Raw genomic sequence first — 26,069 nt, 5'->3', positions numbered from 1 at the left:
GTGTCTATACCTCAGCAATAAACAGTGATTTACAGTGCGGGCACAACATAGCCTGCCCGCGCGCTTGTTTTAAGGAAGATTGCGGGCAGAATTTTTTACACACTGGACACTGCGTTTTTATTTCCCGGCGCGATAAACCTTCTAAAAATTGATTTAACCAGCTCATGATTTTTCCTTTTTCAGTTAACTTATTCTAACACACCTCACTTTTTTCACTGCAACTAACACTTGACAACATTGTTAATGATCTTCAACCCCATCATTACACTCATTTAAATATTTTAAATTTACTTTAATTATATAAAGCCAACCGTCAAATAAATTCAACGCTATACTCAATAAAGACAGAACAGTTTCCTCGCCCACTCTTATACCGTCAATCTTCCTGTTGATAGTGCTGACTTTTATAATCCATTGGATTTTTTGCGACGCCATTATGAAAAATAAAATTCCCACCGGATCAATCATCGGCAGTAGTGCGCTTCCAGCAACCGCACGCGCCAGTCTTGAATTATTGCCTGACAGCGGCATCTATCAGGCGAACCGGCCAGACGTTTTTTCCGAACAGCAAATGGCAATATATGGCGAGCGACTGGCAAAAACGCATCATCTTTCTGACGCCAAAAAAAACTATAAGTTATTGCAGCGACTAAGTGAAAACGAACAGGCGCTGATAAAAAGTGCAGAAATATTAAGTACCGGTGATAAGCGTAATCTGACGCCGGCTGGCGAGTGGCTGTTAGATAATTTTTATATCATCGAAGAACAAATTCGCATGGTACGCCATCTGTTGCCGACCAAATTTGGTCAGGGTTTACCCGCGCTTGAAGAGCCCACCCACGCGTTACGTATTCAGGCGATTGCTGATGAGATGATCAGTCACAGCGACGGCCGCTTAGAATCGACGGTGCTGGCGACTTTTATTCATGCTTATCAGAGGATTACGCCGCTGCTGATGGGAGAACTTTGGGCGCTTCCCGCCATGCTGCGTTTTGCGCTGCTCGATAACCTCGCGCGTATTGCGCAAGGCGTCGCCGAGATCCATCAGGAGCGCAGCCAGGCCGAAGCGTGGATTAATGAGATCGTTCATCACTCCGCCAAAGACGCCACGCGGGTGATTCAGGTGATTGCCGATATGGCACACAAAAACAGCCAGCTTTCTGGCGCGTTTGTCGCCGAACTGGCGCGCAAGCTGAATGGTCAGAATCACTCGCTAGCGCTGACGTGGGTGGAGCAACATCTGCTGAACACCGGGCGTAATACCGCGGATGTGATTGAACAATTTAACCGTCAACTGGCATTGAGCCAGCTTTCGGTCAGCAATAGCATTGCCGGATTGCGCCAGCTCGGTGAAATCAACTGGCAGGATTTGGTGGAATCGCTGAGTCTGGTTGAGCAACTACTGCTCAAGGATCCTGCCGGCATTTATCCGCAGATGCATTTTGACAGCCGCGATCAGTACCGACACGTGGTGGAAGAGCTGGCGCGTCAGAGCGAATTCGACGAGCTTAGCGTGGCCAATCAGGTGCTGGCGCTGAGTCGTCAGCCCAAATTGCCGTCGCGCCAGCAGCATATTGGTTACTTTCTGCTGGATAAAGGACGCGCGCAGCTTGAGCAACAGTTAAAGCCGCGCCGTTCCTGGCTCAATCAGGCGCGTCATCATCTCAGCCAAACGCCGCTGCTCTCCTGGCTTGGCAGCCTCACCTTATTGACCACCGCCTTTAGCGCCGAAGCGCTGTTTTTCACCCATCAGGCCGGTATGTCGGTGGTGTTGTGGCTGTTGCTGGTACCGGCGGTGATCATTATCAGCAGCCAGCTCGCCTTACAACTGCTCAGCGAAGTGACAACCCGCACCCGCCATCCGGTTCCCCTTCCACGACTCGATTACGAGCTGGCGGTGCCGGATAGCGATCGCACCTTGGTGGTGATCCCTTGCTTAATCAGCAGCAAACAGGGCACCGACACGCTGCTGCGCTCGCTGGAAACCAGCTATCTCGGCAACGCGCTCGACAACATCACTTTTGCGCTGCTGGCCGACTTCACCGACAGCGTGGATGAACATCAGGTTGATGATGATGAAATCATCGGTTACGCAGTACTGAAAATTCAGGCGCTCAACCGCCGTTACAGCAGCAAGTCGCACCACGATGTGCTGTTTTCGCTGCTGCATCGCAACCGGGTTCACAATCCTTCACAGGGCGTTTGGATGGGTTATGAGCGCAAGCGCGGCAAACTGCATGCGCTCAATCGCTGGCTGCAAGGTGAAGCGGAGATGTTTAACGTGATCGTAGGTGCCAGCCAGGCGCAGATGCGCACGGTGAAATACGTCATCACCCTTGATGCCGACACCATTCTGCCGCGCGAAACCGCACACAAGCTGATTGGTATCATGGCGCATCCCCTCAATGCGCCGGTATTTGATGATCGCCTCAACCGCGTGGTGGAAGGTTACGCCATTCTGCAGCCGCGTCTGGCCGAAGAGATCCCGCCCTTAGGACAAGGCCGCTACGCGCGGCTCTCCAGCAGCGTGCCGGGCAACGATGCCTATTCATCGATGTCTTCCGATATCTATCAGGATCTATTTGGCGAAGGTTCGTTTGTCGGCAAAGGCATTTACGATGTGGCGGCTTTCACCCGCGCGACGCGCAATACCTGCCCGGAAAATCTGGTGCTGAGTCACGATCTGCTGGAGGGCTGTTACGCGCGTTCCGGCGTGGTCAGCAATGTGGTGCTGTATGAACACTATCCGGATAACTATCTCAGCGATGTCGCGCGGCGTTTCCGCTGGGTGCGCGGTGACTGGCAGCTGCTGAACTGGTTAAAACTGCGTGTACGTCTGGAGGATGGCGGCTATCAGGCCAATCCGCTGAGCGCGCTTTCGCGCTGGAAATTGTTCGATAACCTGCGTCGCAGTCTGGTGGCTCCTGCCTTGCTACTGCTGATGTTTCTGGCTTTCACTTGGGTAGCGAATCCGCCGTTTTGGCTCGGCTGCATTGCCTTGTTCCTGCTGCTGCCGAGCGTGCTCGCACTGAGCATGGAAGGTATGCGCAAAAGCAAGAAGCGCGCCTGGCAACATCATCTCACTATCTTGTACTCGGATGCGTTAATGCGTCTGGGACGTGCGGGACTGACGCTGGCAGCGTTGCCACATGAAAGCTACTGGTCGCTTAAAGCGATCATCGTCACGCTGTGGCGATTGAACGTCAGCGGGCAGTTTCTCCATGAATGGAAAAGCGCGTCGGCGGGCAGTTCCTCGCCCACGCCGTCACTGCACCATTTTTATCAGGCGATGTGGTTTAATCCGGCGGCAGGCGTTGCACTGTCACTTTTAACCGTGCTGATCAATCCACAACTGATCGCGTTAGCGCTGCCGCTTTCCTTGCTGTGGCTGCTCACGCCGTGGCTGTTATGGCAGTTGAGTAAACCTGCCCATGCGCGGCAGAAAAAGCTCTCCGTCGAGCAGCAGCAGTTTTTGCGCCAGACCGCGCGCCATACCTGGGCATGGTTTGAAGATTTTGTCATCGCCGAACATAACCACTTGCCGCCGGATAACTTCCAGGAAGTGTTGCAGCCGGTGGTGGCGCACCGTACTTCTCCGACCAATATCGGCCTGTCGCTGCTGGCTAATTTAACCGCGTGGGATTTCGGCTACATCACGCAGAAGCAGGTAATTAGCCGTTCGCTCGCCACGCTGGATAGCCTTGATCGCATGGAACATTTTCGTGGTCATCTCTATAACTGGTACGACACTTACACGCTAAAACCTTTAAATCCACGCTACGTTTCTACTGTCGATAGCGGCAACCTCGCTGCGCACCTCGCCACTTTGCAAGCGGGCCTTGTGCAGTGGAAGCATCTGCCAGTAATCGCTTTACCGGTGATCATGGCTGGTCTGAATGACACCTTGATGCTGGCCAAAGCGCAAATGGGCACGGAGCGTAACGATCGTTGGGATGAGTTAGCCGGGCAGTTTGCTGCGCTACAGCAGGCCGCACCCGCCGCAATTGCTAATCATCTTTCATCGCTGATCGCGCTGAGTGAGATTCTGCTGGCGCAGCTCAAACTGCCGCCGTCGCAGGTGAAATGGTTTGAACGCTTTATCCATCAGCTCAGCGATTTCCAGCAAGAGTGGATGCGTTATTTCAGCTGGATCGGGCCGGATGATGTGCTGCCGGACGCTTTGCCCTCGTTGCTGTGGCTGAGTGAATTAAAGCTTCATCGCCCCGGCCTTAATGCCCAGCTCGCCGCTTCCGTGATGTGGGCCGCGCGAGAACGCATGGCGACCTTGCTGGAGCTGGAAGGACGTCTGGAAGATCACGCTAAAATGGACTTCCGTTTTCTCTATGTTGAAAAAAACGCGCTGCTCAGCGTCGGTTACAACCTCGATAGCGGCCTACTCGACAAAGGCCATTACGATCTCTTCCCCTCCGAAGTGCGCCTGACGCACTATTACGCCATCTCCGCCAATCAGCTACCGGTAAAAAGCTGGTTCGTACTGGGACGCCTGTTTACCCAGCTGGATAACAAACCTGCAGTGATGTCGTGGAGCGGCTCAATGTTTGAGTATCTGATGCCGCATCTGGTGATGCCGGTTTATCCGGATACGCTGCTGGAGAAAATGGCGCTCTCAGCGGTGAAGCAGCAGATCGCTTCAGGCGACGCCGCGCAGATTCCGTGGGGCGTTTCCGAATCGGCGTATGCCGCTTTCGATGATAGCCAAAACTATCAATACAAAGCCTTCGGTACGCCCGAGTTAGGGCTGAAGCGTGGCCTCAACGATGATCATGTGGTCGCGCCCTACGCCTCGCTGCTCGCGTTGTTGGTGCTGCCGCATCAGGCTACCGATAACCTGATGAAGCTGAAGAAAATGGGTGCCTGCGGGAAATACGGTTTCTACGAAGCGCTTGATTTCACCGCGCATCGGCTGGCGCGCGGTCAGCAATTTGTCGCAGTGAAAACTTACATGGCGCATCACCAGGGAATGGGTTTTCTGGCGATTTCGCATCTGCTGCATGAAGCGCCGATGGTGGCGCGGTTTATGTCCAGCGCACGCTTCCAGTCTTCTTATTTACTGCTACAGGAGCGCATGCCGGACGACATTGAGCTGTATACGCCGCGTCGTCAGTTCGTTGATACCCGCGAGATCAAGCCACGTTCGGACACGCATGAACTGCGCGAATACAGCGGTTCGGCGGCTCACTTGCCACAGCTGCAGCTGCTGTCGAATGCCAACTATCATGTGATGGTGACGCAATCCGGCACCGGTTACAGCCAGTGGAAAGGATTGGCGTTAACCCGCTGGCGCGCCGATGGCACCAGCAATCAGCACGGCATCTTCTGCTATATCCGCGATCGTCAATCCGGCGAATTGATCAGCCCGACGTTCCAGCCGAGCGGCGATACGCGGCCACAACACATTGCGCGCTTCACCGATGCTGGCGCGGAGTTTGAGTCGCGCGCTGAAACCCTCAGCACCCACATGCAGGTGGTGGTGTCGCCAGAAGATGATGTGGAGATTCGCCGCATCGTCCTCACCAACCATTCACGCCAGCTGCGTGAGATGGATATCACCAGCTATGCGGAAGTGGTGCTCGCCTCCGCTGCCAGCGATATGGCGCATCCGGCGTTCAGCAATCTGTTTGTGCAAACCGAAATTGTTACCGAGCTGGAAGCCATTCTGGCGCATCGCCGCCCGCGTGATGAGAAAACCGAACCGGTGTGGATGTTCCACGCGCTGCTGATTCACGGCACCAGCGAGCGCGATACGCATTATGAAACCGACCGCGCGCAGTTTATTGGTCGCGGCAGGACCCGCGCCGATCCACAAGCCATTACAGCGGAAGGCATACTCAGCGGCAGCGCCGGTGCGGTGCTCGATCCGCTGATGTCGATCCGCCAGAAAATCGCGCTCAACCCGGGTAAATCCATCACCCTCGATCTGGTGTACGGCGTCACTACGCAGCGTGACGCCTGCCTTGGATTGATTGAGAAGTATCGCAACAATGTCTATGCCAATCGGGTATTTGAAATGACGGCGTCGCACAGTCAGGTGGCGCTGCGACAGCTGAATATCCTCGCCGAAGATGCCAGTTTGTATAACCAGCTCGCCAGCGCGGTGATTTTTGCCAGCCCTGAAATGCGCGGCGACAGCCAGCGTATGCAGCAGAATCGTCTCGGGCAAACCTCGCTATGGCGCTACTCCATTTCAGGCGATCTGCCTATCGTGCTGGTACGCATCGAAAACGGAACCCAGCTTAGCCTGGTGAGCAATCTGATCAAGGCACATCAATACTGGCGTCAGAAAGGATTGACGGCGGATTTGGTGATCCTTAACGGCGAGCAAGGCGGTTATCAGCAGCTATTGCAGAATCAACTGCTCAAGATGATTTCATCCGGCGAAACTCAGCTGCTGGCCGACAAGCCGGGCGGCATCTTCCTGCGCCAAAGCGATCACTTTGCCGCCGAGGACGTCACGCTGTTACTCAGCGTGGCAGCCGTGGTGCTGGAAGGCCGTAATGGCAGTTTGGCCGATCAGCTGACGGTGCTGTTAAAACCGCAGCCGGTTGCGCCGCCTTCCCGCTTCCTGCCGCATAAACAGGCCTTACCTACGCCCGCTCGCCTCGCCGCAGCGGAAACCTTGCAGCTGTTCAATGGCACCGGCGGCTACAGCGCCGATGGCACTGAATACCACATTCTGCTGTCCCCACATCTTCAGACGCCCGCGCCCTGGTGCAACGTGCTGGCAAATAAACAGTTTGGCAGCGTGATCTCGGAAAGTGGTCAGGCCTACACCTGGTTTGAAAATGCGCACGAATACCGCCTGACGCCGTGGCACAACGATCCGGTTAGCGATACGTCGGGCGAAGCCTTTTATCTGCGCGATGAGGAGAGCGGCGATGTCTGGTCGCCGATGCCGCTGCCAATGCGTGGCAACGGTGATTATCTGACGCAGCACGGTATGGGCTACAGCTGCTTTGTGCATCAGGAGCAAGGCATTCGCAGCACGCTCACCACCTTTGTCGCAGCCGAGCAGGCGGCGAAAATCACGCTAATCCAACTCAGCAATCTGTCGGGCAAAACGCGACATCTGTCGATCACCGGCTACGTCGAATGGGTGCTGGGTGAGCTGATGAGCCAATCTGCCCGCCACGTGCAAACCTCATCGGCGATCGTGGCCGATGGCAGCGCCATTCTGGCGATGAATCCGTATACCAGCGCCGGATCGACGCGCACCGCATTCTTCGCCGCATCAGGCAATCAGATTGCTTTCAGCGGTAATCGCCTTGAGTGTCTGGGCCGCAATGGTTCAACGCGTAAGCCCGCGATGATGCAAGCGCGTGGCTTATCGGGCAACACCGGCGCGGGGTTCGATCCCTGCGCCACCTTGCAAACGCTGACCAGCTTAATTGATGGCGACACGCGCACCTTGGTGTTCGTATTAGGCGCGGCGGAAGATACCACATCGGCGCTGACGCTGATGCAGCAATTTCTCCCCTCCGAACAGGCGGAAACCGAACTGGCAAAAGTGCAGCAGCAATGGCGCGGTCTGTTAGACAAAGTCGAGGTGCAAACACCGGATGCAGCGGTGAACCTGCTGGCGAACAACTGGCTGCTGTACCAAACGCTGGCCAGCCGTTTGCTGGCGCGCAGCGGTTATTATCAGTCGGGCGGCGCGTTTGGTTTCCGCGATCAGTTGCAGGACACGCTATCGCTGACCCACGCCGCGCCACACCTGCTGCGCGATCAGCTGGTGCTGTGCGCGTCCCGTCAGTTCCTCGAAGGCGATGTGCAGCATTGGTGGCATCCACCCGCCGGACGCGGCGTGCGCACCCGCTGCTCGGATGATTATCTCTGGCTGCCCTTTGCCCTTTGCCATTACATCACCGCCACCGAGGATATCGCGCTGTTAGAACAGCCAGTTAGCTATCTTGAAGCGCCGCTGCTTGCGGCCGAAGAAGAGTCGGTTTACAGCCTGCCCAACGTCAGTCAGCTGCAGGAAAACCTGTGGCAGCATGGCTTGCGCGCCATCCAGCATGGCCTGAGATTTGGCGAGCATGGTTTGCCGCTGATGGGTTCTGGCGACTGGAATGACGGCATGAGCGAAGTCGGCATTGCCGGTAAAGGCGAGAGCGTCTGGCTGGGCTTTTTCCTCTACAGCGTGCTCACGCGCTTTGCCGCGCTCTCCACACGTATCGGGCAAGCGGAAGCCGCTACGTTGTGCGAACAGCAGGCTGCAAAGCTGAAAACGGCACTGAATCAGCGCGCCTGGGATGGTGAATGGTTCCTGCGCGGCTACTTCGATAACGGTGAAACTCTCGGTTCACAGCGCAACGCCGAATGCCGCATTGATGCTATCGCGCAGAGCTGGTCGGTGCTTTCTGCTGCAGGCGATCACGATAAATGCGTCTCGGCGATGCAGGCGCTCGATCAGCAGTTAGTTGATAGCGATAACGGGCTGATCAAGCTGCTGATGCCGCCGTTTAATGGCATCGGTCCCAATCCGGGATACATTCGTGGTTACCTGCCCGGCATCCGCGAAAATGGCGGGCAATACACGCATGGCGCGCTGTGGGCGATTATGGCATTCGCCGAAATGGGCCAGGTTGATCGCGCCTGGGAATTGCTGGCGCTGATCAATCCGATCAATCACAGCCTTGATGCGCATGCTGTTGCAACCTACAAAGTCGAACCTTATGTGATGGCGGCGGATGTCTACAGCGCCGATAATCACCAAGGTCGCGGCGGCTGGACGTGGTACACCGGCTCGGCGGGCTGGACCTATCAGCTGATTATCGAGACCCTGCTCGGCATCACGCGCCACGGCGATAAATTGCAACTGCGTCCACGTCTGCCTCAGGCGTGGCCGGGCGCGAAGGTGATTTATCATGAAGGTGACGCGCGCTATGAAATTGAGATGCTACGTACGTCCGAAGGTTATCAGCTGTGGCTGGATGATGAGCTAAGTGCGGATGATGCCATCACGCTCAGCGGTGAAGCTGGGATTCATCAGGTACGAATTCATCTCGCGGAGTAGCAATCACTGCGGTCATTAGTTTTCACCATAGCCAGCAGTGGGAAATATCAAAGCGCCCTGCCAGCGTCTATTTTAGGGTAATTCTCCCCTACAAGGAGAATGACTCATGAGCCTCTTATCACCCGGCAATCGCCGGGATTTTCTTTGCGCCGGCATGAAACTCACCGCCGCAGGCACCTTACTCAGCGCGGGCATGAGCCGCAGCGCTCAGGCGGCGGCAACCTGCCAACCCGCCAATGCCAGCCGCGTGGATGCCACGCACTATCTGCTGCGTAACGTGCGACTGGAAGAAGCTTTTATCCGCAAACAGGACGTGATTACCGCCACGCGCACCGGTTTGTATGATGTCGAGGTGAATGCCGGCAACATCGCCGCAGTGCATCCTCCAGGCGTTAAACTTAATCTGCCCGCATGGGACGCCGCCGGTTATCTGCTGCTGCCCGCCACGCGCGATATGCACATCCATCTCGATAAAACCTTCTACGGCGAAGGCTGGCGTGCCCCGCTGCCGCGTCATAGCGTGATCGATATGATTCATCAGGAAGAGCAGATCCTGCCCGAACTGGTGCCGACTTCAGAAATCCGTGCCGAGAAACTGATTGGCCTGCTGCAATCCAAAGGCAGCAGTTCCGCACGCAGCCATTGCAACATCGATCCGGTCAGCAAGTTACAAGGTCTGGAACATCTTCAGCAGGCGATTGCCAACCATCGCGACGATTTTCACGCGGAGATTGTCGCCTTCCCGCAGCACGGATTACTGCGCTCAAACGTCGAAGGCATGATGCGCGAAGCGATGAAGATGGGCGCGAACTATGTCGGCGGGCTGGACCCGACCAACGTCGACGGCGCGATGGAGAAGTCGCTGGATACCATGTTCAGCATCGCGCTCGATTTCGCCGCACCGATCGATATTCACTTACATGAAACCGAGCCGCACGGCGTAGCAGCGATTCGCTACATGCTGAAAACGGTGCGCGATAATCCGCAGCTGAAAGGCAAAGTGACCATCAGCCACGCTTTTGCGCTGGGTACGTTACAGGGTAACGAATTGGCGGCAATGATTGAGGAACTGAAAGAGCAGCAGTTCAGCATCGCTACTACCGTGCCGATTGGCCGGGTGATCATGCCGTTGCCGCAGCTGCGCGCCGCGGGCGTGCCGGTGTGGTCGGGCACTGACACCATAGCCGATCACTGGCAGCCGTTTGGTAGCGGCAGCATGCTGGAAAAAGCCAACGTCTATTCGCAACTCTATCGTGGGCCGGATGAGTATTCGCTCAGCCGCGCGTTAGGTATCGCGACTAACGAAGTGTTGCCGCTGAATAGCCACGGCGAACAGCAATGGCCAAAAGCGCAGGATCGCGCCACCATGATGCTGGTTAACGCAAGTTGCTCTGCGGAAGCCGTTGCGCAAATCGCGCCGGTAATGGCGACGTTCTATAACGGTAAGCAGACGTTTGGTGGATTGGCGAAGATGTAGACACCCTGCAAATACCGAGGAGGGTCGCCATGAATGGCACCCCTACAACGTGTGCGCATTCATGCGCACCAGGTAAACATAGTCAGTTTAGGCATTTGCCTGCGGCTGTCCTTTTCCTTAGCTTGAAATCATCAACAGGAGAGGAACCTATGACAGCATCAGCATTACCGGTGGCGATTGTCACCGGCGGCAACAGCGGCATTGGCCTGGAAACCGTGAAGTTATTGGCGGCCGATCATCAGGTTTACGCCATTGGTCGCAATCAGCAAACTTTGCAGGCGTTGGAACAGGTCACCAATGTCATTCCGGTTGCGCTGGATATCACAGATTTTGCCGCCGTGGCCGCGTTCATCGCCACGCTGGAACGGATTGACGCGCTGGTGCATTCAGCGGCGATCTCGATACTCAGCACCACCTTCTCCGCCACGCCAGAACTGTGGCAACAGCACCTGAATATTAATGTCATTGCGCCGGCAGAACTCACGCGCTTAACCTTGCCCGCCCTGCGCGCCTCGCAGGGCAAAGTGGTATTTATCAATTCCGGTTCGGGAACGCTGGCGTTAGCAGGACACGTCATTTACTCCTCCTCGAAATTTGCTCTCACCGCGCTGGCGCATGCGCTGCGTAGCGAAGAGAGCGAACATGGCGTGCGGGTCGCGACAGTCGCGCCTGGCCCAACCGATACGCCGATGAACCAAGCCTCGCGTGCCCGCGCGGGCAACCATGCGCCGATCAATCCGCAGGAGTATCTCGACGCGACTTCAGTGGCACGCGCCGTACGCTTTATCGTTGACAGCCCGGAAGACACGCAAATCGCCGATATTGTAATCAGACCACGGAGGGATAAAGCAAAACGTTGATTCCTTAGCAAATAGCCCGCAATTCGAGGCTGCCATCCGGCGGCCTATTTCGCTTTTCAAATTTTTTAGCAATATTCTCACCTCTCATTCGTCTACCTCATCACCCGCACTTATCCGTTAATCTAATGAGGAAAAAACAATGAGAGATTTTGATATGCACAGACACGGTCATCGGGATCATTTTGGTGGGCATCGCCTGGCGAAACCGCTGCTGATGGGCGCGGTGATTATCGCCGCACTGGGCTTGTTGGTGATGTCGCTGTGGAATGCGTTGCTGCCGGGCATCATCGGCGTGAAAAGCATCGGTTTCTGGCAGGCGCTGGGCTTGCTGGCGTTGTGCCGCATCTTGTTTGGCGGTTTGGGATTCCGTCCGGGCATGTTCGGCATGGCGCGCCGCCGCATGCACGAGCGCTGGATGCAAATGACGCCGGAACAGCGCGAAGAATTTATGCAGCATCGCCGCAATCGCTTTGGTCATCGTGGCCACCGCGATCGTTGCGACTGGCATGGTCGTCGTGATGAGCGAGGCGAAGCGCGCCCACAGCCGGAGAATAACCCGCCTAAATCCAGCGACGCCGAGTAATCGAGATGCCGCAGAATTCCCTGCTGATGTCGGCAATCACCGCCTGTCGCACCAAGCTAAATGCATTTATTCGCGGACGAACCGCAGTGCGTGAAGATGCCGACGATATCTTGCAGGACGTCACGTATAAGCTGATGCAAGTGGAGCAGCCGGTGGAGAATGTCGCCGCCTGGCTGTTCCGGGCGGCACGCAATGAAATGACCGATCGGGCACGGAAAAAGCGTGAGCTGCCGCTGGCCGATTTTTTCGGCGGCAGTGAAGAGAATGATTTCCCGGAAGATGAGCTGGCTGAAACCTTATTTGGCGTGCCGCAAACGCCGGAAGATGAATATCTCAAAACGTTATTGTGGGAAGAACTGGAGGAGGCGTTAGCCGAATTACCGGACGCGCAGCGTGAGGTGTTCGAGAAAACCGAACTGCTCGGCTACAGCTATAACGAGCTGGCTGAAGAGAGCGGCAGCAGCGTGCAGACGTTATTATCGCGCAAGCACAAAGCGGTTTTATTTCTGCGTACGCGACTGCGCAACCTGTATGACGAAATAACCGGATAACCCAATTGCCTGGCAATCGGGCCTCTTTTTACCACCACTGTTTCTCTTGCTGCGGCTGTAAAAACTGCACGCCCTGCCCGATTTGCGGCATCGACAGGTTAATTTTCTGTTCCTGTGCCAGCGCCACGATTTGATTAAGCGGATCGTTCCATGGATGGAATGCTAAATCGAAAGCGGCATTGTGAATCGGGAACAACCATTTCGCGTTAAGATCGATAAAGGCTTTGATGGTGTCTTGCGGCAACATATGAATATCGGCCCAGCGACGGTCATACGCACCGTTTTCCAGAAAGGCCATATCGAATGGGCCGAATTTATTGCCGATCTGTTTGAAACCGTCGAAATAACCGGAATCACCGCCAAAAAACAGGCGGAAATCATCGCTGATAAGGCTCCATGAGCACCACAAACGTTTATTGCTATCGAAAATTCCACGGCCAGAGAAGTGCTGCGATGGCGTCGCAACAAAATGAATCCCGCCGATATTCTTTGATTCCCACCAATCCAGCTGGGTAATTTTTTCCTGCGCAACGCCCCAGGATACCAGCAAATCACCGACACCCAGCGGCGTCAGGAAATAGCGCACACGATCTTTGAGCTGCAAAATGGTGTGATAATCCAGATGATCGTAATGATCATGCGAAAGGATGATCCCTTCGATGGGCGGCAAATCTTCTAGCGCTATTGGCGCAGGCTGGAAGCGTTTGGGACCAAACCACTTAAACGGCGAGGCGCGCTGGGTAAATACCGGATCGGTCAGCCAATATTTGCCCTGCATTTTAAACAGCAATGACGAGTGACCCAGGCGAAATACGCTGTTATCCGCCGCCCCGGCAAGCTGCTGCGCGTCGAGTTGGATTAACGGCAGCGCAGCTTCAGGAGCGGTGTTTTTCGGTTTATTAAAGGCAAAATCCCAGAATAGTTTGGCGAATTCAGTCAATCCTAACTGCTGGCGTGGGATCTTATTGTTAAACCTTTTGCCATCGAACTGAGCGGATTGCGGGTAGCTTTTTATATTGCAGCGAGAAATGCTCGAACTATTCAACATTGATCTTTTACCTCTCATCGCGGGTCCTTCAGAATAGCCACTTTTAAGGCATCGCACATCGCATATTGGGCGATTGATGACATCGTCATCGCCAATAGGTAAAGTCACCCTTTTGCTTGATTTTATGAGGGAAAATGAAACGTTTATTTGTTTACGGGACGCTGCAGCCAGGCCATTCAAATGCGCATATTCTGGAAAATATCGGCGGAGAATGGCTGGCGGGATCGGTTCGCGGCACCTTCTATGCACGCGGCTGGGGCGCAGCGGCGGATTTCCCCGGCATTGTGTTGCAGGACAATGGCCCGCGCGTACCGGGTTATCTGTTTGTGTCTGACAAGCTCGAGCCACATTGGCCGATGCTGGATGAGTTCGAAGATGGCTACGATCGGGTGGAAGTGGATGTCACCACCAGCAATGGCGAGCTGATCACGGCGTGGATTTATCAGTTGCAGCCGCAACTTTAACTTCACAGCTCGATTTCGTAGGGTGCGCATTCATGCGCACCTGGTCACCATAAATGGCAACCCTACGGGAAATTTCACCCTTTCCTCTTCCACCCCAAATGAGGTGCAACGCCCTTAATACAATCGATGGTGATCTGCACACGTCTTGATTTCGGCTTCTAGAATGAATCTCACATAGACGAGAGGAATTCATGATGATCAAAATCTGCACGGCATGCGGCACATCGTACGATGAACAGCAGAGTAAAATCGAACACTGCAAAATCTGTGAAGACGAACGGCAATTTGTGCCGGCCAGCGGGCAAAAATGGACTTCACTGAAAAGCCTGCAATCCACGCACTGCAATAAATGGCAGCAGCATGCTGCCAACTTATTTAGCCTGCAAACCGTACCCAACTTCGCCATAAATCAACGCGCATTTCTGCTGCAAACGCCGCACGGCAATATTCTGTGGGATTGCATCGCTAATTTCGATGAAGCCACTAAAGCGATTATCACCGCTCTAGGCGGTGTTCACGCCATCGCTATTTCGCATCCGCACTATTACAGCACCATGCAGGATTGGGCGGCGGCGTTCGATGCGCCAATTTATCTGCACGCCAACGACAGTGAATGGATTATGCGCGAAAGCCCGCATATTAGGCTTTGGCAACATGATGAGCTGGAAATTGTGCCGAATGTGAAGCTGATTCGTCTTGGTGGACATTTTGCCGGCGGCTGCGTGTTGTATTGGGCGCAGGAGGGTGGCGTGTTGCTGAGCGGCGATATTGTGCAAGTTACGCCGGGCGCTAATGCGGTGTCATTTATGTGGAGCTATCCGAATATGCTCCCTTTATCAGTCACTTCGGTAAGAGATATTACACGTCGTCTGGCGGCGCTGAAATTTGCGCGGCTTTATGGCGCATTCGAGCAACGTGAAATTCTCGCTGATGCGCAGCAAATCGTAATGCAGTCGGGTGAGAAATATGTTGCCTGCTTGAACGCCTGAACGAATAGTGAGCAAACGCGCCGCATATGGATGTACAGACGTCTAAACATCCATTATAGTCCGTTCCCTACGTTAAGAGGGGATCTGCGCAATGAAGAAAATTTTACTCACGACTCTGCTGGCTGCTTCCGTGGCGCTGCTGAGTGGCTGTAATAAAGACGATGAAAATCACATCAAAGTGGCCATTAACACCGGACCTGATCAGGTGCTGTGGGATACCGTGAAGCAGGTTGCGCACGACAAATATCAGCTGGATGTCGATGTGGTAGCCTTTAATGATTACGTGCAGCCGAATGAAGCGCTGTTCAACAAAGATGTTGATGCCAACGCCTTCCAGAGCCTGCCTTATCTGGAGATGCAATCCAAAGAGCGCGGCTACCACTTCGCCGTGGTCACCAACACCTTCGTATTCCCGATTGCCGGTTACTCGCGCAAGATTAAATCGCTCAAAGAATTACCGGATGGCGCCACCGTGACCATCTCCAACGAAGCCACCACCCTTGGGCGCAGCCTGCTGCTGTTGCAGGCGCAAGGCTTAATCAAAGTGAAACCGGAAGCGGGCCTGCTGCCAACCACGCTGGATATCACCGATAATCCGAAGAAGCTGAAAATTGTTGAAGTCGATACGCCGCAGCTGGCGCGTACGCTGGACGATCCGCAGGTGTATATTTCGATCATCAACAACAACTTCGCCGCGCTGGTGAATCTCTCCGCCTCGCGTGACGGCATGTTTATGGAAGGCAAAGCTTCGCCTTACGTGAATGCGATTGTGGCGCGTGAAGACAATAAAGACAGCGCTAACGTGCAGAAGTTGAAACAAGCTTTCCAGTCGCAGGAAGTGCTGGATAAAGCTAACGAGATTTACAAAGGCGATATTATTAAAGGCTGGTAATTTACGGTTTAATTAAGCCTATGTATGCCGGTGCGCATCAATGCACACCCGCCAAACCACCGTAGGGTCGCCATTCATGGCGACCGATTTTCCGCTTAACTGACAACATCCATCCTTCCACGACTTCCCACGTTAATCAGCTAGGCTCAGTTCATAAAATAAGCGCCATATAAAAATGGTGTAAAAATATCGGTCATTGGCGTAAAAATGCTGTACGTAAATTCGCCTGCCACTGTTCGCATCGGTCGCAAACAGGTATGTTCGCCCTCATTAGCTTCAACCCTGATAAACCACAGGAAATCTATGAGTCAGAGTGAAAAACAATCCTTGCCTGCTGGCATGCTGGCGGCCGCAGGGATCGTGTTTGGGGATATCGGTACTAGCCCGCTGTATACCCTCAAAGAGTGCCTCTCCATTTTGCCTAACGGCGCGATCTCCACCACCGCAGTGATGGGATTTTTGTCGCTGATTTTCTGGGCGCTGACGCTGATTGTGACGCTGAAATATGTCTGCTTCGTGATGCGCGCCGATCATGATGGCGAAGGCGGCGTGTTAACGCTAATGTCGCTGGCGCGCCAGCATGTCGGACCCAAAGCGTCACATATTATTGTGTTAGCAGGCTTAATTGGTGGCGCGTTCTTCTATGGCGATGGCGTGATCACCCCGGCGATTTCGGTGCTGTCGGCAATTGAAGGTATCGAAGTGGTGTCGCCTGAGCTGGATAAATATGTGGTGCCGCTAGCGGTGGCGATCCTCACGCTGCTGTTCATCATTCAAAAACACGGTACCGAAAAGGTCAGTAAAGTGTTTGGGCCGGTGATGTTTGTCTGGTTCGTGTCGATTGCCCTGTTAGGTATTCGCGGCATCCTGCTCAATCCGGAGGTGCTGTATGCACTGAATCCTTCCTATGCGCTGACGTTCCTGCTTAGCCATAAAGCGTTGTCGTTTGCCGCGCTAGGCATGGTGGTGCTGGCGGTGACCGGTGCGGAAGCGCTGTACGCCGATATGGGACATCTGGGCAAAGCACCGATTCGCATGGCCTGGCTGGTTATCGCCATGCCCGCGCTAGTGCTCAACTACTTTGGTCAGGGCGCGCTGGTGATTGCCGATGCGCAAGCCATCAATAACCCGTTCTTTAATCTCGCGCCGGGCTGGGGACAAATTCCGCTGATTGTGCTGTCTACACTGGCGACGGTGATTGCGGCGCAGTCGGTGATTAGCGGCGTCTATACGCTGACGCATCAGGCGATTCGTCAGGGATTCCTGCCGCCGATGCGCGTCATATTCACCTCGCATACTGAGTCCGGTCAGATCTATATTCCGGTGGTGAACTGGCTGCTGTTTGTGGCAGTAACGGTGATTGTGCTGGCATTCCGTCAATCTTCGGCGCTCTCTTCCGCGTACGGCATTGTGGTGACCGGTACCATGGTGATTACCGCTTGTCTGGCGGGTGTGGTAGCGCTGCGTAACTGGAAGTGGCCGCTGCCGGTGGCGCTGGTTTTCCTGCTGTGTATGTTAAGCATTGATGTGCCGCTGTTCAGCGCCAACCTGATGAAGCTGCTCTCCGGCGGTTGGGTGCCGGTACTGCTGGCGCTGAGCATGATGGGATTGATGCTGATTTGGAGCAGCGAGCGTAATCGCCTGATCCGCAAACTGAATAACGATCCTGAAAGCTTGCAGGCGCTGGTGCGATCGCTGGAAACCAACCCGCCAAGCCGTGTGCCTGGCACCGCCATCTTCCTCTCACGTAAAGAGCATGAGATTCCGCAGGCACTGCTGCACAACCTCAAACACAACCGCGTGCTGCATAAGCGCGTGGTGCTGCTGCATATCCGCACCACCGATATCCCGCGCGTCTACAACCAGAAGCGCCTGAGCATCACCCAGTTGTCGCCGTCGTTCTGGCAAGTAACTGCCGCTTACGGCTGGCGCGAGACGCCTTCGATGGCGGAGATCCTGCATCTGTGCGGGCTGGAAGGATTGGGTTGTACCGTCAATGAAGCCTCGTTCTTCACCTCGCACGACACGCTGGTGATGAAGAAGAGAAAAGGTTTGATGCGGGTTAAAGGCGGTATTTTTCATTTCTGCCAGCGCAATGCACAGCGCGCACATGAGCAATTTAATATCCCGCCGAATCGGGTCATCGAGCTGGGCGGGCAGCGCGAGTTTTAGTCGGTCGCCATGAATGGCGCACCTACAAAATCCCGTGAAATAACCGTAGGGTCGCCATTCATGGCGACCTTATTTTTTCCGCCAAATGTAACCAGATGCAAAAATAGTCGCGTAAGTTTGAATGAGTTGTGGCTGAATCTTTCTTAACATCTAATTAGCAATTAAAGCTAAAACGCTTAACCTGAAAAGGTGTTTATTAACTTCACCGGCAATGATCACCTGTCGTGAACATTTAGGGTTTAAGCGCATTATCAACAATTGAAAGATTCGTAGCTGCGGCCATGGGTTCAGCGACTATTTGCGAGGAGTATCGCCATGAAACAATTAATTAATGACGTAATATCTATTTTCACACCGCAATCTGTTAAACCCGTTTTAATTCGCGCTGATTTAACTCATCGCGAACTTTCATCAATTCATCCGGTAGGATTTACTTCGGTAAGCTGGGCGACCTCAATGGAAGAGCTGAATGACGCCTTTGTGCAGAAAGCCGTTGCCGCCGGTGCGGTGGGTTATCACATTACCGAAGTGGAATCCCACGAGCCGGCGCACGATGGTCAGCACGTCATGGCCGCTACCGCCACCCTTTACCACATCAACAGTAAAGTGGCCTATGGCTAATGTTTAATTTATTGGAATTTACAGCCTGCCCTTCATCATCGGCAGGCTTTTTTCTGCAAAATAGTCAGCGAGAAAATCAATAAACACTTTAATGCGCGGCGATTCAGAAGCGCGTTGCGTGTAAACCGCCCAAACATTCGCTTCCTGGTACCATTGCGGTAAAACGTGCACCAATTTATTTTCGCTTAAATAGGGTGCGACATCCCAGGCCGAGCGCAATGCAATGCCGTGTGATTTTAAAGCCCAGTTCAAAATCACTTTTCCACTATTCGATGAGTAATGGCTATTCAGACGACAGACGATTTTATTTTCGCCATCGGTTAACGTCCAATGGCCAAACGTGTTGTTATTTTCATTAATAATAAGGCAGCTGTGATCGATTAAATCATCCAGCGTCTCCAGCGAACACGATCGGGCTAAATAATCTGCTGAAGCGCAAAGAATACGCCGATTGGCGGCTAATTTTCGCGCAATGTAGGAATGATTAACATCATTGCCAACGCGAATATCCACATCGGTTCCTGATTGCAATAAATCAATATCGCGATCGCTGAGCATCAGTTTGATTTTGAGTGACGGATGGCGCGTCATAAATTCTGCAATCGCATCGGACAAATAATCCTGACCAAAACCAAATGAACAAGCCACGGTAAGATCGCCAGTCAGTTCGCCGCGCCACTGCTGGAAGTTATTGAGGAAGGAATCCATCTCGTGCACCACTTGCAGCGCGCCTTCAAGCGCCTTTTCACCTTCTGGCGTCAGACGCATCACGCGGTTGGTGCGGAAAAACAGCCGGGTTTCCAGCTGCTTTTCAAGGATGGCAATACGCTTGCTGATGTAGGATGGCGACTGGCCGAGCTCAATGGCGGCGCGGCCAAAACCTTCATAGCGCGCCACGCTGATAAATACATACAGATCTTCAACCGACGGCCAGCCCTCAAGCGGTTTCTGATAACTTTTCCCGGCAAGCAGCATCTTCATAACCATCACAGCGTTAGAGAAATTTAGCCGGTTATAACACAGAATCCAGGAAGGGCTGAAGCTGGCTTAAAAACAGGTCGGGCACTTCCTCATGCGGTGAATGACCGCAAGGTAATGCGTGGCCTTGAATATGGCGCGCTTTATCCTGCCAGGTTTCCACCACGTTATATAACTGGCCAACCGTGCCCTTTTCGCCCCATAACAGCAGCAGCGGCGCTTCAATGCGTTTATCGCTGTCTTGCGCATCATCGTCTAAATCAATTGTCGCCGCGGCGCGATAATCCTCGCACACTGCGTGAATCATCTCTTTCTTTTGATAACAGCGCAGATAATCGTTGAATATTGCCGCTTCGGTGGCGCCCGGCGTTTTTAATTGCCCATCAATGTGTTTACGAAGGAATAATGCCGGATCGTGACCGATCATGGTTTCCGGTAAGGGATAAGGTTGAATCAGGAAGAACCACCAGAAATAGCGCGTGGCGAACTCTTTATTGGTTAACGCATACATGGTGGCGGTCGGCGCAATATCGACGAACACGCAGCAGGAGAGTTTTTCCGGATGATCGAGCGCCAGCCGATGGCCCACGCGTGCGCCGCGATCGTGACCGACAAACGCCACACGCTCCAGGCCTAACGCGTCGATCAACAGGCCGATATCGTCTGCCATCACGCGTTTCGAGTAAGCACGATGCGCCTCATCACTCGACGGCTTGTCGCTGTCGCCGTATCCGCGCAGATCCGGCAGGATCACGCGATATTTTTGCGCCAGTTGGGGCGCAATTTTGCGCCACGCCAGATGATTTTGTGGATGCCCGTGCAGCATTAGCAATGGCGGGCCTTCGCCGCCGATGGCGACGCGCAACGTCACGCCATTCGCCAAACGCACGTCACTCAGCCTAAAGCCGTTAATAAAAGGGGAATCACCGCGTGGCATTATCTCACTCATGCTTGGGCATCCTGTACGATTTGATCGCGTTTCAGCCACGGACGCTGGGCAAAATGCTGCGCTTCAAACTGGGTGATATCGGATTCGTATTGCAACGTCCAATCCACCGCGCTGCCGCCGCCCAATAACATCTCGCGCTTCAGGGCACTGACCGAAAAGGCAATGCGTTGATTATTGAAGAGGATCGCCTGCTGTTCCAGCGACACGGTAATGCGGTTGTTAGCGGCATCATTCGCCACTGCACACAGGCGCTGATAATCCTCTTCGCTTAACGTCAGCGTCAGCACACCATTGCGCTGGCAGTTATCGTCAAAGATGCCGGCAAAGCTGGTGCCGATAATGGCGCGGATGCCGAGCTGATTGAGTCCCCAAACTGCATGTTCGCGGCTGGAGCCACAGCCGAAATTGGCGCCGACCAGCAAGAAAACGGCGTTTTCCCAGCCCGGCTGATTCAGAATGAAATCGGGATTCGGGCTGCCGTCGGGCAAAAAGCGCAGGTCGAAGAACACCCCGCGATCCAAATCCCGGCGATCGATGCCTTTGAGAAACTGCTTGGGCATGATCACATCAGTATCCATATTGGCAGCCGGTAACGGCGCGAGCGTGCCAGTCATGTTGTTAAATGCTTCCATATTAAACCTCTGCAGTCATGAATTTGCGGACATCAACCAGATGACCGGCAATCGCGGCGGCGGCGACCATCGCCGGGCTCATTAAGTGCGTACGTGCACCCGCGCCCTGGCGGCCTGGGAAATTGCGGTTGGTGCCAGATGCACAGCGATCGCCGGGCGCTAACACATCTTCGTTCATCGCCAGGCACATTGAGCAGCCCGATTGACGCCATTCGAAACCGGCGTTAACGAAAAGCGCGGCTAAACCTTCCACTTCTGCCTGCTGACGCACCTGCGTCGATCCCGGCACGATAATGCCGCGTACGTGCGGCGCGATTTTGTGTCCATCGATAATCGCGGCGGCGGCGCGCAGATCCTCAATGCGGCCGTTGGTGCAGGAACCAATAAAGGCATGCGTGATGGCGATTTCCGCTAACGGCGTGCCGGGTTCAAGCCCCATATATTTCAGCGCGCTGCGCAACGTCTGCTGTTTTACCGCATCTTTTTCCTGTGCCGGATCGGGCACGCGACCGGTGATGGCGCTGGCCTGATCCGGGCTGATTCCCCAGGTCACTTTCGGTTCAAGATCGCTGCAATCGATGGCGATGCGGCTGTCAAAGCGCGCGTCCGCATCGCTACGCAAATCGCGCCACTCCGCAATGGCCTGCTGCCACAGCTCGCCGGTCGGCATTTGCGGTTTGCCGGCGATATAGGCAAACACTTTTTCATCTGGCGCGATAATCGCACCGCGCGCACCGGCTTCCACCGCCATGTTACACAGCGTCATGCGCCCTTCCATGCTCAGCGCGTCGATGGCTTCACCCGCAAATTCGATGGCAAAACCGGTCGCGCCCGATGCGCCAATCTGTTCGATCAGCGCCATGATGATGTCCTTCGCCGAACACCCAAACGGCAGCTCGCCGCTCACCGTCACCAGCATGGTTTTCAGCGTGCGATAGATCAGGGTTTGCGTCGCCAGCAGATGCTCGATTTCCGAGGTGCCGATACCAAAACCCAGCGCGCCAAACGCGCCATAAGTGGTGGTATGACTGTCGCCAGCGGCAATTACCATGCCGGGCATCACCAAACCTTGCTCGTGCGCCACCACGTGTTCAATGCCCTGACGCGGATCCAGCACATCAAACAGTTCGATGCCAAAATGCTCGGCGTTCTGGCGGAAGTAATCAACTTGTAACTGCCCGCCCGCGTCGGTCATCGCCTCATCGCGCTCGGGTCGCGTCGGGTTGACGTGATCGATATTCAGCAGAATAGTGCCCGGATTGCGCACCGGACGCTGGTGATCGCGCAGGGCGCTAAACGCCTGCGGGCTGGTGTATTCATTCAGAATCGAGCGATCGATGTAGAGCAGCACATGCCCTTCATCGTCTAACTTACGAACCACATGCTGATCGATCAGTTTTTCATACAGTGTTTTGTTAGTCATGCCGTTGCCCACGCGAAAGTAAAACAAGTCATTAGAGACGTTAGGGTAAACCAGTTTGTGCGCGGAGAATGAACACGCTTCGTGATGTGATGGTTTATGAATTGTGCAGGGAAAGATGCACGGGTTTCATTTGACCTAAGTCGCGTCTCCCGATATAAAGAATAACCGCGCTGCTTAAGCGGTTTATCCCCGATTTATTTCCTCTTCTGCTTATATTTCGCGCTATTTTCCGTTTCGTAAGTTAATTAATTAACACCAATACTTTCTTAACTAAAAACAAGTTAATCATTTAGTAACAATCTCTTAATGTGCAATCCGAATTTTTAACGTTCACCTGCATTGCATAATAAGTAGGACTGGAATGACTCACACCAAAAAGATTGTGTCTGCCCTCTCGCTGGCAGCGCTGCTTGTCTATTCAGCGGTACGCGCTGATGACGCACCGGAAAAAACTGACGTGCTGCTGATTGGCGGCGGCATCATGAGCGCCTCGCTCGGCACCTGGCTGCAAGAGCTGCAACCGGGCTGGAAACAGCTGATGGTTGAGAAGCTGGACGGCGTCGCGCTGGAATCGTCCAACGGCTGGAACAACGCCGGTACCGGTCACTCTGCTAACATGGAGCTGAACTACACGCCTGAGCGTGCAGACGGTTCAATCGACGTTAGCAAAGCGCTGGAAATCAACGAATCCTTCATGATTTCTCGTCAGTTCTGGACTGCTCAAGTGCAGCGCGGTGTGTTGCACGATCCGCACTCCTTCATTAACTCGACGCCGCACATGAGCTTCGTCTGGGGCGATAAAAACGTCGAGTACCTGACCAAGCGTTACGATGCGCTGCAGAAAACCACCCTGTTCCAGGGCATGAAGTTCTCCACCGATCATCAGCAGATCCAGCAATGGGCACCGCTGGTGATGGAAGGTCGCGACCCGAACCAGAAAGTCGCGGCAACCTGGACGCCAGTCGGCACCGATGTTAACTACGGTGAAATTACCCGTCAGTTGATCGGTAGCCTGAAAAAAGATCAGAACTTCAAGCTGGAAACTTCATCTGAAGTCACTGATTTCAAACGTAACGGCGACAATTCCTGGCACGTCACCATCAAAGATGTGAAGAGCGGCGATAAGCGTTCGGTTGATGCGAAATACGTGTTCATCGGTGCTGGCGGCGGCGCGATTAAGCTGCTGCAGAAAACCGGCATCCCGGAAGCAGACAACTACGGCGGCTTCCCGGTCGGCGGTTCGTTCCTGATGACCGAGAACCCAGAAATCGCTAACCGTCACCTGGAAAAAGTGTACGGTCAGGCTTCTGTGGGTGCACCACCGATGTCAGTTCCACACATCGATTCACGTACTCTTGACGGTAAGAAAGTGGTGCTGTTTGGACCGTTCGCCACCTTTTCTACCAAGTACCTGAAAAATGGTTCGCTGTTTGACCTGCTGAGCGCGACCACCACCAGCAACATCATGCCGATGACGCATGTGGGCATCGACAACTTCGATCTGGTGAAATACCTGATTGGGCAGGTGATGCTGAATGACGACGACCGCTTTGCTGCGCTGAAAGAGTACTATCCGAACGCGCGTAAAGAGGACTGGAAACTGATTCAGGCGGGTCAACGCGTACAGATCATCAAGAAAGATGCGGAAAAAGGTGGCTTGCTGAAACTGGGTACCGAAATCGTGACCGATCAGCAGAAAACCCTGGCTGCCCTGCTGGGCGCATCTCCGGGTGCTTCTACTGCTGCGCCAATCACACTCGACGTGATGAAGAAGCTGTTCCCAGAGCAGTTCGCTTCGCCAGAGTGGCAGCAGAAGATACGCGCTATCGTGCCAAGCTTCGGCCAGAAGCTGAACGGCAACACCGCACTGACCCAGCAAGTTTGGGACAACACCGCAGCGACGCTGCTGTTGACCAAGCCGCCGGTTATCAACATGGGTGATCAAGCGGTTGCCCCGACGCAGGCTAAGCCGCGTGCGGAATCAGGCAAACAGGATATGGCGCTGTAATCCACGCCAGAAGTGAATCAAGCCGGACAATGTCCGGCTTTTTTTATTATCTTTTGTAGGCCGCCATTATGGGCGTAATACTCTTCAGTTAAGCGTCTTTCGGTCACCATAAATGGCGACCCTACAAAGGATTGGCGCGTTTTTGTAGGGTCGCCATTTATGGCGACCGACTCACAAACGAAGAATATCTGCGCCAATCGACTCCACATTCGTTTTGCCACAAAACGCCATAGAAAGATCAAACTCATTACGGATGATATTCAACGCGGTCGTTACACCCTGTTCGCCTAGCGCGCCCAAACCATAAAGCATACTGCGGCCGATATAGGTTCCCTGAGCGCCAAGCGCGATGGCTTTCAGTACATCCTGCCCGGAACGAATACCGCCATCGAAATGCACTTCAACCTCTTTGTTCACCGCTGCCACAATCTCCGGCAGCAGTGAGATCGACGAAGAGACGCCATCCAGCTGGCGGCCTCCGTGATTCGAGACAATGATCGCATCGGCGCCCGCTTCCACCGCCAGACGCGCATCCTCAACATCCATAATGCCTTTGACGATCAACTTGCCGCCCCAGCGCTGCTTAATCCACTCAACATCGCGCCAGGAAAGGCAGGGATCAAACTGCTGCTGTGTCCACGCCATCATTGCATCAATGCTGTCTACGCCGCTGGCGTGTCCGATGATGTTGCCAAAGTTACGATGCGTTGTAGCAAGCATCCCTCTGCACCAGCGTGGTTTACCGGCGATATTGAGCAGATTACGCAGCGTCAATTTGGGCGGCGTCGATAAGCCATTTTTGATGTCTTTATGCCGCTGACCAAACACCTGCAAATCCATCGTTACCACCAAAGCGCTGCAGTTGGCGGCTTTGGCACGTTCAATCAGGTTGGCGACGAATTGCCGATCGCGCATCACATAAAGCTGAAACCAGAATGGATGATGGTCTGTGGCCTGCGCCACCGCTTCCAATGAGCAAATGCTCATGGTGGAAAGCGTAAACGGGATGCCGAAGGTTTTCGCCGCGCGGGCAGCAAGGATTTCGCCGTTGGGATGAATCATGCCGGTTAAGCCGGTGGGCGCAATCGCCATTGGCATCGCCACGGATTGCCCAACCATGCTGCTGGCAGTGCTGCGCTGTGAAATATCCACTGCTACGCGCTGGCGAAATTCGATGCGCTGAAAATCGGCTTCATTGGCGCGATAGCTGCTTTCCGTCCATGAACCAGCATCGACATAGTCATAAAACATTTTTGGTACGCGTTTACGGGCTAAATGGCGTAACTCTTCGATGCAGGTAATGACCATTGAGGATTTTCCAATAATATTTGGAAGAGGTCGCCATGAATGGCGACCCTACGACCGTGCTGCACATATTGTAAGGTGCG

The 26,069-nt window shown here is 54.1% G+C and carries 18 protein-coding genes; 11 read left to right on the top strand and 7 right to left on the bottom strand.

Translation table 11 applies throughout. The features are described 5' to 3' along the window. Positions 1-4 precede the first annotated feature (4 nt). Positions 5-166 (bottom strand): YnfU family zinc-binding protein, encoded by a 162-nt coding sequence (locus tag NQH49_RS21020; RefSeq protein ID WP_008102026.1) that lies wholly within the window; start codon positions 164-166, stop codon positions 5-7. Positions 167-436: 270 nt separating this feature from the next. Here NQH49_RS21020 and NQH49_RS21015 point away from each other — a divergent pair, with 270 nt between their 5' ends. The 5 genes from NQH49_RS21015 (at position 437) to NQH49_RS20995 (ending at position 12,505) form a co-directional block, all read left to right on the top strand. Then, positions 437-9,034, top strand: a complete 8,598-nt coding sequence (locus NQH49_RS21015) for a glycoside hydrolase family 94 protein (RefSeq protein ID WP_256698687.1) — start codon at positions 437-439, stop codon at positions 9,032-9,034. A gap of 106 nt (positions 9,035-9,140) precedes the next feature. After that, a complete protein-coding gene (locus tag NQH49_RS21010; RefSeq protein ID WP_256698686.1) occupies positions 9,141-10,511 on the top strand; it encodes an amidohydrolase in 1,371 nt (456 codons plus the stop codon). A 149-nt stretch (positions 10,512-10,660) separates the two neighbouring features. Further along, entirely contained in the window at positions 10,661-11,371 is a 711-nt protein-coding gene (locus NQH49_RS21005; protein ID WP_256698685.1) for an SDR family oxidoreductase, read from the top strand. Positions 11,372-11,510: 139 nt separating this feature from the next. Next, entirely contained in the window at positions 11,511-11,954 is a 444-nt protein-coding gene (locus NQH49_RS21000; RefSeq protein ID WP_256698684.1) for a hypothetical protein, read from the top strand. Positions 11,955-11,959: 5 nt separating this feature from the next. After that, entirely contained in the window at positions 11,960-12,505 is a 546-nt protein-coding gene (locus NQH49_RS20995) for an RNA polymerase sigma factor (protein ID WP_256698683.1), read from the top strand. 28 nt (positions 12,506-12,533) lie between these two features. On the opposite strand, the gene NQH49_RS20990 is transcribed toward NQH49_RS20995, so the two are convergent. After that, on the bottom strand, positions 12,534-13,445 hold the full coding sequence (locus tag NQH49_RS20990) for an MBL fold metallo-hydrolase (RefSeq protein ID WP_256698682.1): 912 nt from the start codon (positions 13,443-13,445) through the stop codon (positions 12,534-12,536). Between the two features lie 242 nt (positions 13,446-13,687). Between NQH49_RS20990 and NQH49_RS20985 the strand changes: the two genes are divergently transcribed. The 5 genes from NQH49_RS20985 to NQH49_RS20965 all read left to right on the top strand — a co-directional run bounded on the left by NQH49_RS20985 (position 13,688) and on the right by NQH49_RS20965 (position 18,691). Next, entirely contained in the window at positions 13,688-14,017 is a 330-nt protein-coding gene (locus NQH49_RS20985) for a gamma-glutamylcyclotransferase family protein (RefSeq protein WP_256698681.1), read from the top strand. 194 nt (positions 14,018-14,211) lie between these two features. Further along, entirely contained in the window at positions 14,212-15,006 is a 795-nt protein-coding gene (locus tag NQH49_RS20980) for an MBL fold metallo-hydrolase (protein WP_256699134.1), read from the top strand. Positions 15,007-15,097: 91 nt separating this feature from the next. Beyond that, positions 15,098-15,898 carry a MetQ/NlpA family ABC transporter substrate-binding protein gene (locus NQH49_RS20975; RefSeq protein WP_256698680.1) on the top strand — a complete coding sequence of 267 codons (801 nt, stop codon included), beginning with the start codon at positions 15,098-15,100 and terminating at the stop codon, positions 15,896-15,898. A 303-nt stretch (positions 15,899-16,201) separates the two neighbouring features. Further along, entirely contained in the window at positions 16,202-18,070 is a 1,869-nt protein-coding gene (kup, locus tag NQH49_RS20970) for a low affinity potassium transporter Kup (RefSeq protein WP_256699420.1), read from the top strand. Positions 18,071-18,385: 315 nt separating this feature from the next. Then, positions 18,386-18,691, top strand: coding sequence for a YdgH/BhsA/McbA family protein (locus NQH49_RS20965; RefSeq protein ID WP_256698678.1), 306 nt, complete (start codon positions 18,386-18,388; stop codon positions 18,689-18,691). 18 nt (positions 18,692-18,709) lie between these two features. Here NQH49_RS20965 and NQH49_RS20960 read toward each other — a convergent pair whose 3' ends face one another. Genes NQH49_RS20960 through leuC form a run of 4 tightly spaced genes read right to left on the bottom strand, consistent with a single transcriptional unit; the run spans position 18,710 to position 22,673 of the window. Next, the gene (locus tag NQH49_RS20960) at positions 18,710-19,672 is read right to left on the bottom strand and encodes a LysR substrate-binding domain-containing protein (RefSeq protein ID WP_256698677.1); all 963 of its coding nucleotides are present in this window, start codon (positions 19,670-19,672) and stop codon (positions 18,710-18,712) included. Positions 19,673-19,703: 31 nt separating this feature from the next. Continuing rightward, a complete protein-coding gene (locus NQH49_RS20955; protein ID WP_256698676.1) occupies positions 19,704-20,618 on the bottom strand; it encodes an alpha/beta fold hydrolase in 915 nt (304 codons plus the stop codon). Beyond that, entirely contained in the window at positions 20,615-21,250 is a 636-nt protein-coding gene (gene leuD, locus NQH49_RS20950) for a 3-isopropylmalate dehydratase small subunit (RefSeq protein ID WP_256698675.1), read from the bottom strand. Before leuD ends, NQH49_RS20955 begins: the two co-directional genes overlap by 4 nt. A 1-nt stretch (position 21,251) precedes the next feature. After that, complete coding sequence (leuC, locus tag NQH49_RS20945) at positions 21,252-22,673, bottom strand: 3-isopropylmalate dehydratase large subunit (RefSeq protein WP_256698674.1); 1,422 nt, start codon at positions 22,671-22,673, stop codon at positions 21,252-21,254. 361 nt (positions 22,674-23,034) lie between these two features. On the opposite strand from leuC, the gene mqo reads away from it, so the two are divergent. Then, a complete protein-coding gene (mqo, locus tag NQH49_RS20940) occupies positions 23,035-24,681 on the top strand; it encodes a malate dehydrogenase (quinone) (protein WP_256698673.1) in 1,647 nt (548 codons plus the stop codon). A 171-nt stretch (positions 24,682-24,852) separates the two neighbouring features. Here the strand turns inward: mqo and NQH49_RS20935 are convergent, their stop codons facing one another. After that, entirely contained in the window at positions 24,853-25,989 is a 1,137-nt protein-coding gene (locus NQH49_RS20935; RefSeq protein ID WP_256698672.1) for an alpha-hydroxy acid oxidase, read from the bottom strand. Positions 25,990-26,069 lie beyond the last annotated feature (80 nt).

Origin of the sequence: Pantoea trifolii, assembly GCF_024506435.1 — a bacterium.
GTDB classification, from domain to species: Bacteria; Pseudomonadota; Gammaproteobacteria; order Enterobacterales; family Enterobacteriaceae; genus Pantoea; species Pantoea trifolii.
The sequence above is the reverse complement of the archived record's forward strand: the minus strand, read 5'-3'. Positions and strand labels throughout refer to the sequence as shown.

Bases quoted from the DNA above. Each gene is read 5' to 3' on its own strand.
- NQH49_RS21020 (WP_008102026.1), bottom strand. From the start codon at position 166: ATGAGCTGGTTAAATCAATTTTTAGAAGGTTTATCGCGCCGGGAAATA.
- NQH49_RS21015 (WP_256698687.1), top strand. From the start codon at position 437: ATGAAAAATAAAATTCCCACCGGATCAATCATCGGCAGTAGTGCGCTT.
- NQH49_RS21010 (WP_256698686.1), top strand. From the start codon at position 9,141: ATGAGCCTCTTATCACCCGGCAATCGCCGGGATTTTCTTTGCGCCGGC.
- NQH49_RS21005 (WP_256698685.1), top strand. From the start codon at position 10,661: ATGACAGCATCAGCATTACCGGTGGCGATTGTCACCGGCGGCAACAGC.
- NQH49_RS21000 (WP_256698684.1), top strand. From the start codon at position 11,511: ATGAGAGATTTTGATATGCACAGACACGGTCATCGGGATCATTTTGGT.
- NQH49_RS20995 (WP_256698683.1), top strand. From the start codon at position 11,960: ATGCCGCAGAATTCCCTGCTGATGTCGGCAATCACCGCCTGTCGCACC.
- NQH49_RS20985 (WP_256698681.1), top strand. From the start codon at position 13,688: ATGAAACGTTTATTTGTTTACGGGACGCTGCAGCCAGGCCATTCAAAT.
- NQH49_RS20980 (WP_256699134.1), top strand. From the start codon at position 14,212: ATGATCAAAATCTGCACGGCATGCGGCACATCGTACGATGAACAGCAG.
- NQH49_RS20975 (WP_256698680.1), top strand. From the start codon at position 15,098: ATGAAGAAAATTTTACTCACGACTCTGCTGGCTGCTTCCGTGGCGCTG.
- kup (WP_256699420.1), top strand. From the start codon at position 16,202: ATGAGTCAGAGTGAAAAACAATCCTTGCCTGCTGGCATGCTGGCGGCC.
- NQH49_RS20965 (WP_256698678.1), top strand. From the start codon at position 18,386: ATGAAACAATTAATTAATGACGTAATATCTATTTTCACACCGCAATCT.
- NQH49_RS20960 (WP_256698677.1), bottom strand. From the start codon at position 19,672: ATGAAGATGCTGCTTGCCGGGAAAAGTTATCAGAAACCGCTTGAGGGC.
- NQH49_RS20955 (WP_256698676.1), bottom strand. From the start codon at position 20,618: ATGAGTGAGATAATGCCACGCGGTGATTCCCCTTTTATTAACGGCTTT.
- leuD (WP_256698675.1), bottom strand. From the start codon at position 21,250: ATGGAAGCATTTAACAACATGACTGGCACGCTCGCGCCGTTACCGGCT.
- leuC (WP_256698674.1), bottom strand. From the start codon at position 22,673: ATGACTAACAAAACACTGTATGAAAAACTGATCGATCAGCATGTGGTT.
- mqo (WP_256698673.1), top strand. From the start codon at position 23,035: ATGACTCACACCAAAAAGATTGTGTCTGCCCTCTCGCTGGCAGCGCTG.
- NQH49_RS20935 (WP_256698672.1), bottom strand. From the start codon at position 25,989: ATGGTCATTACCTGCATCGAAGAGTTACGCCATTTAGCCCGTAAACGC.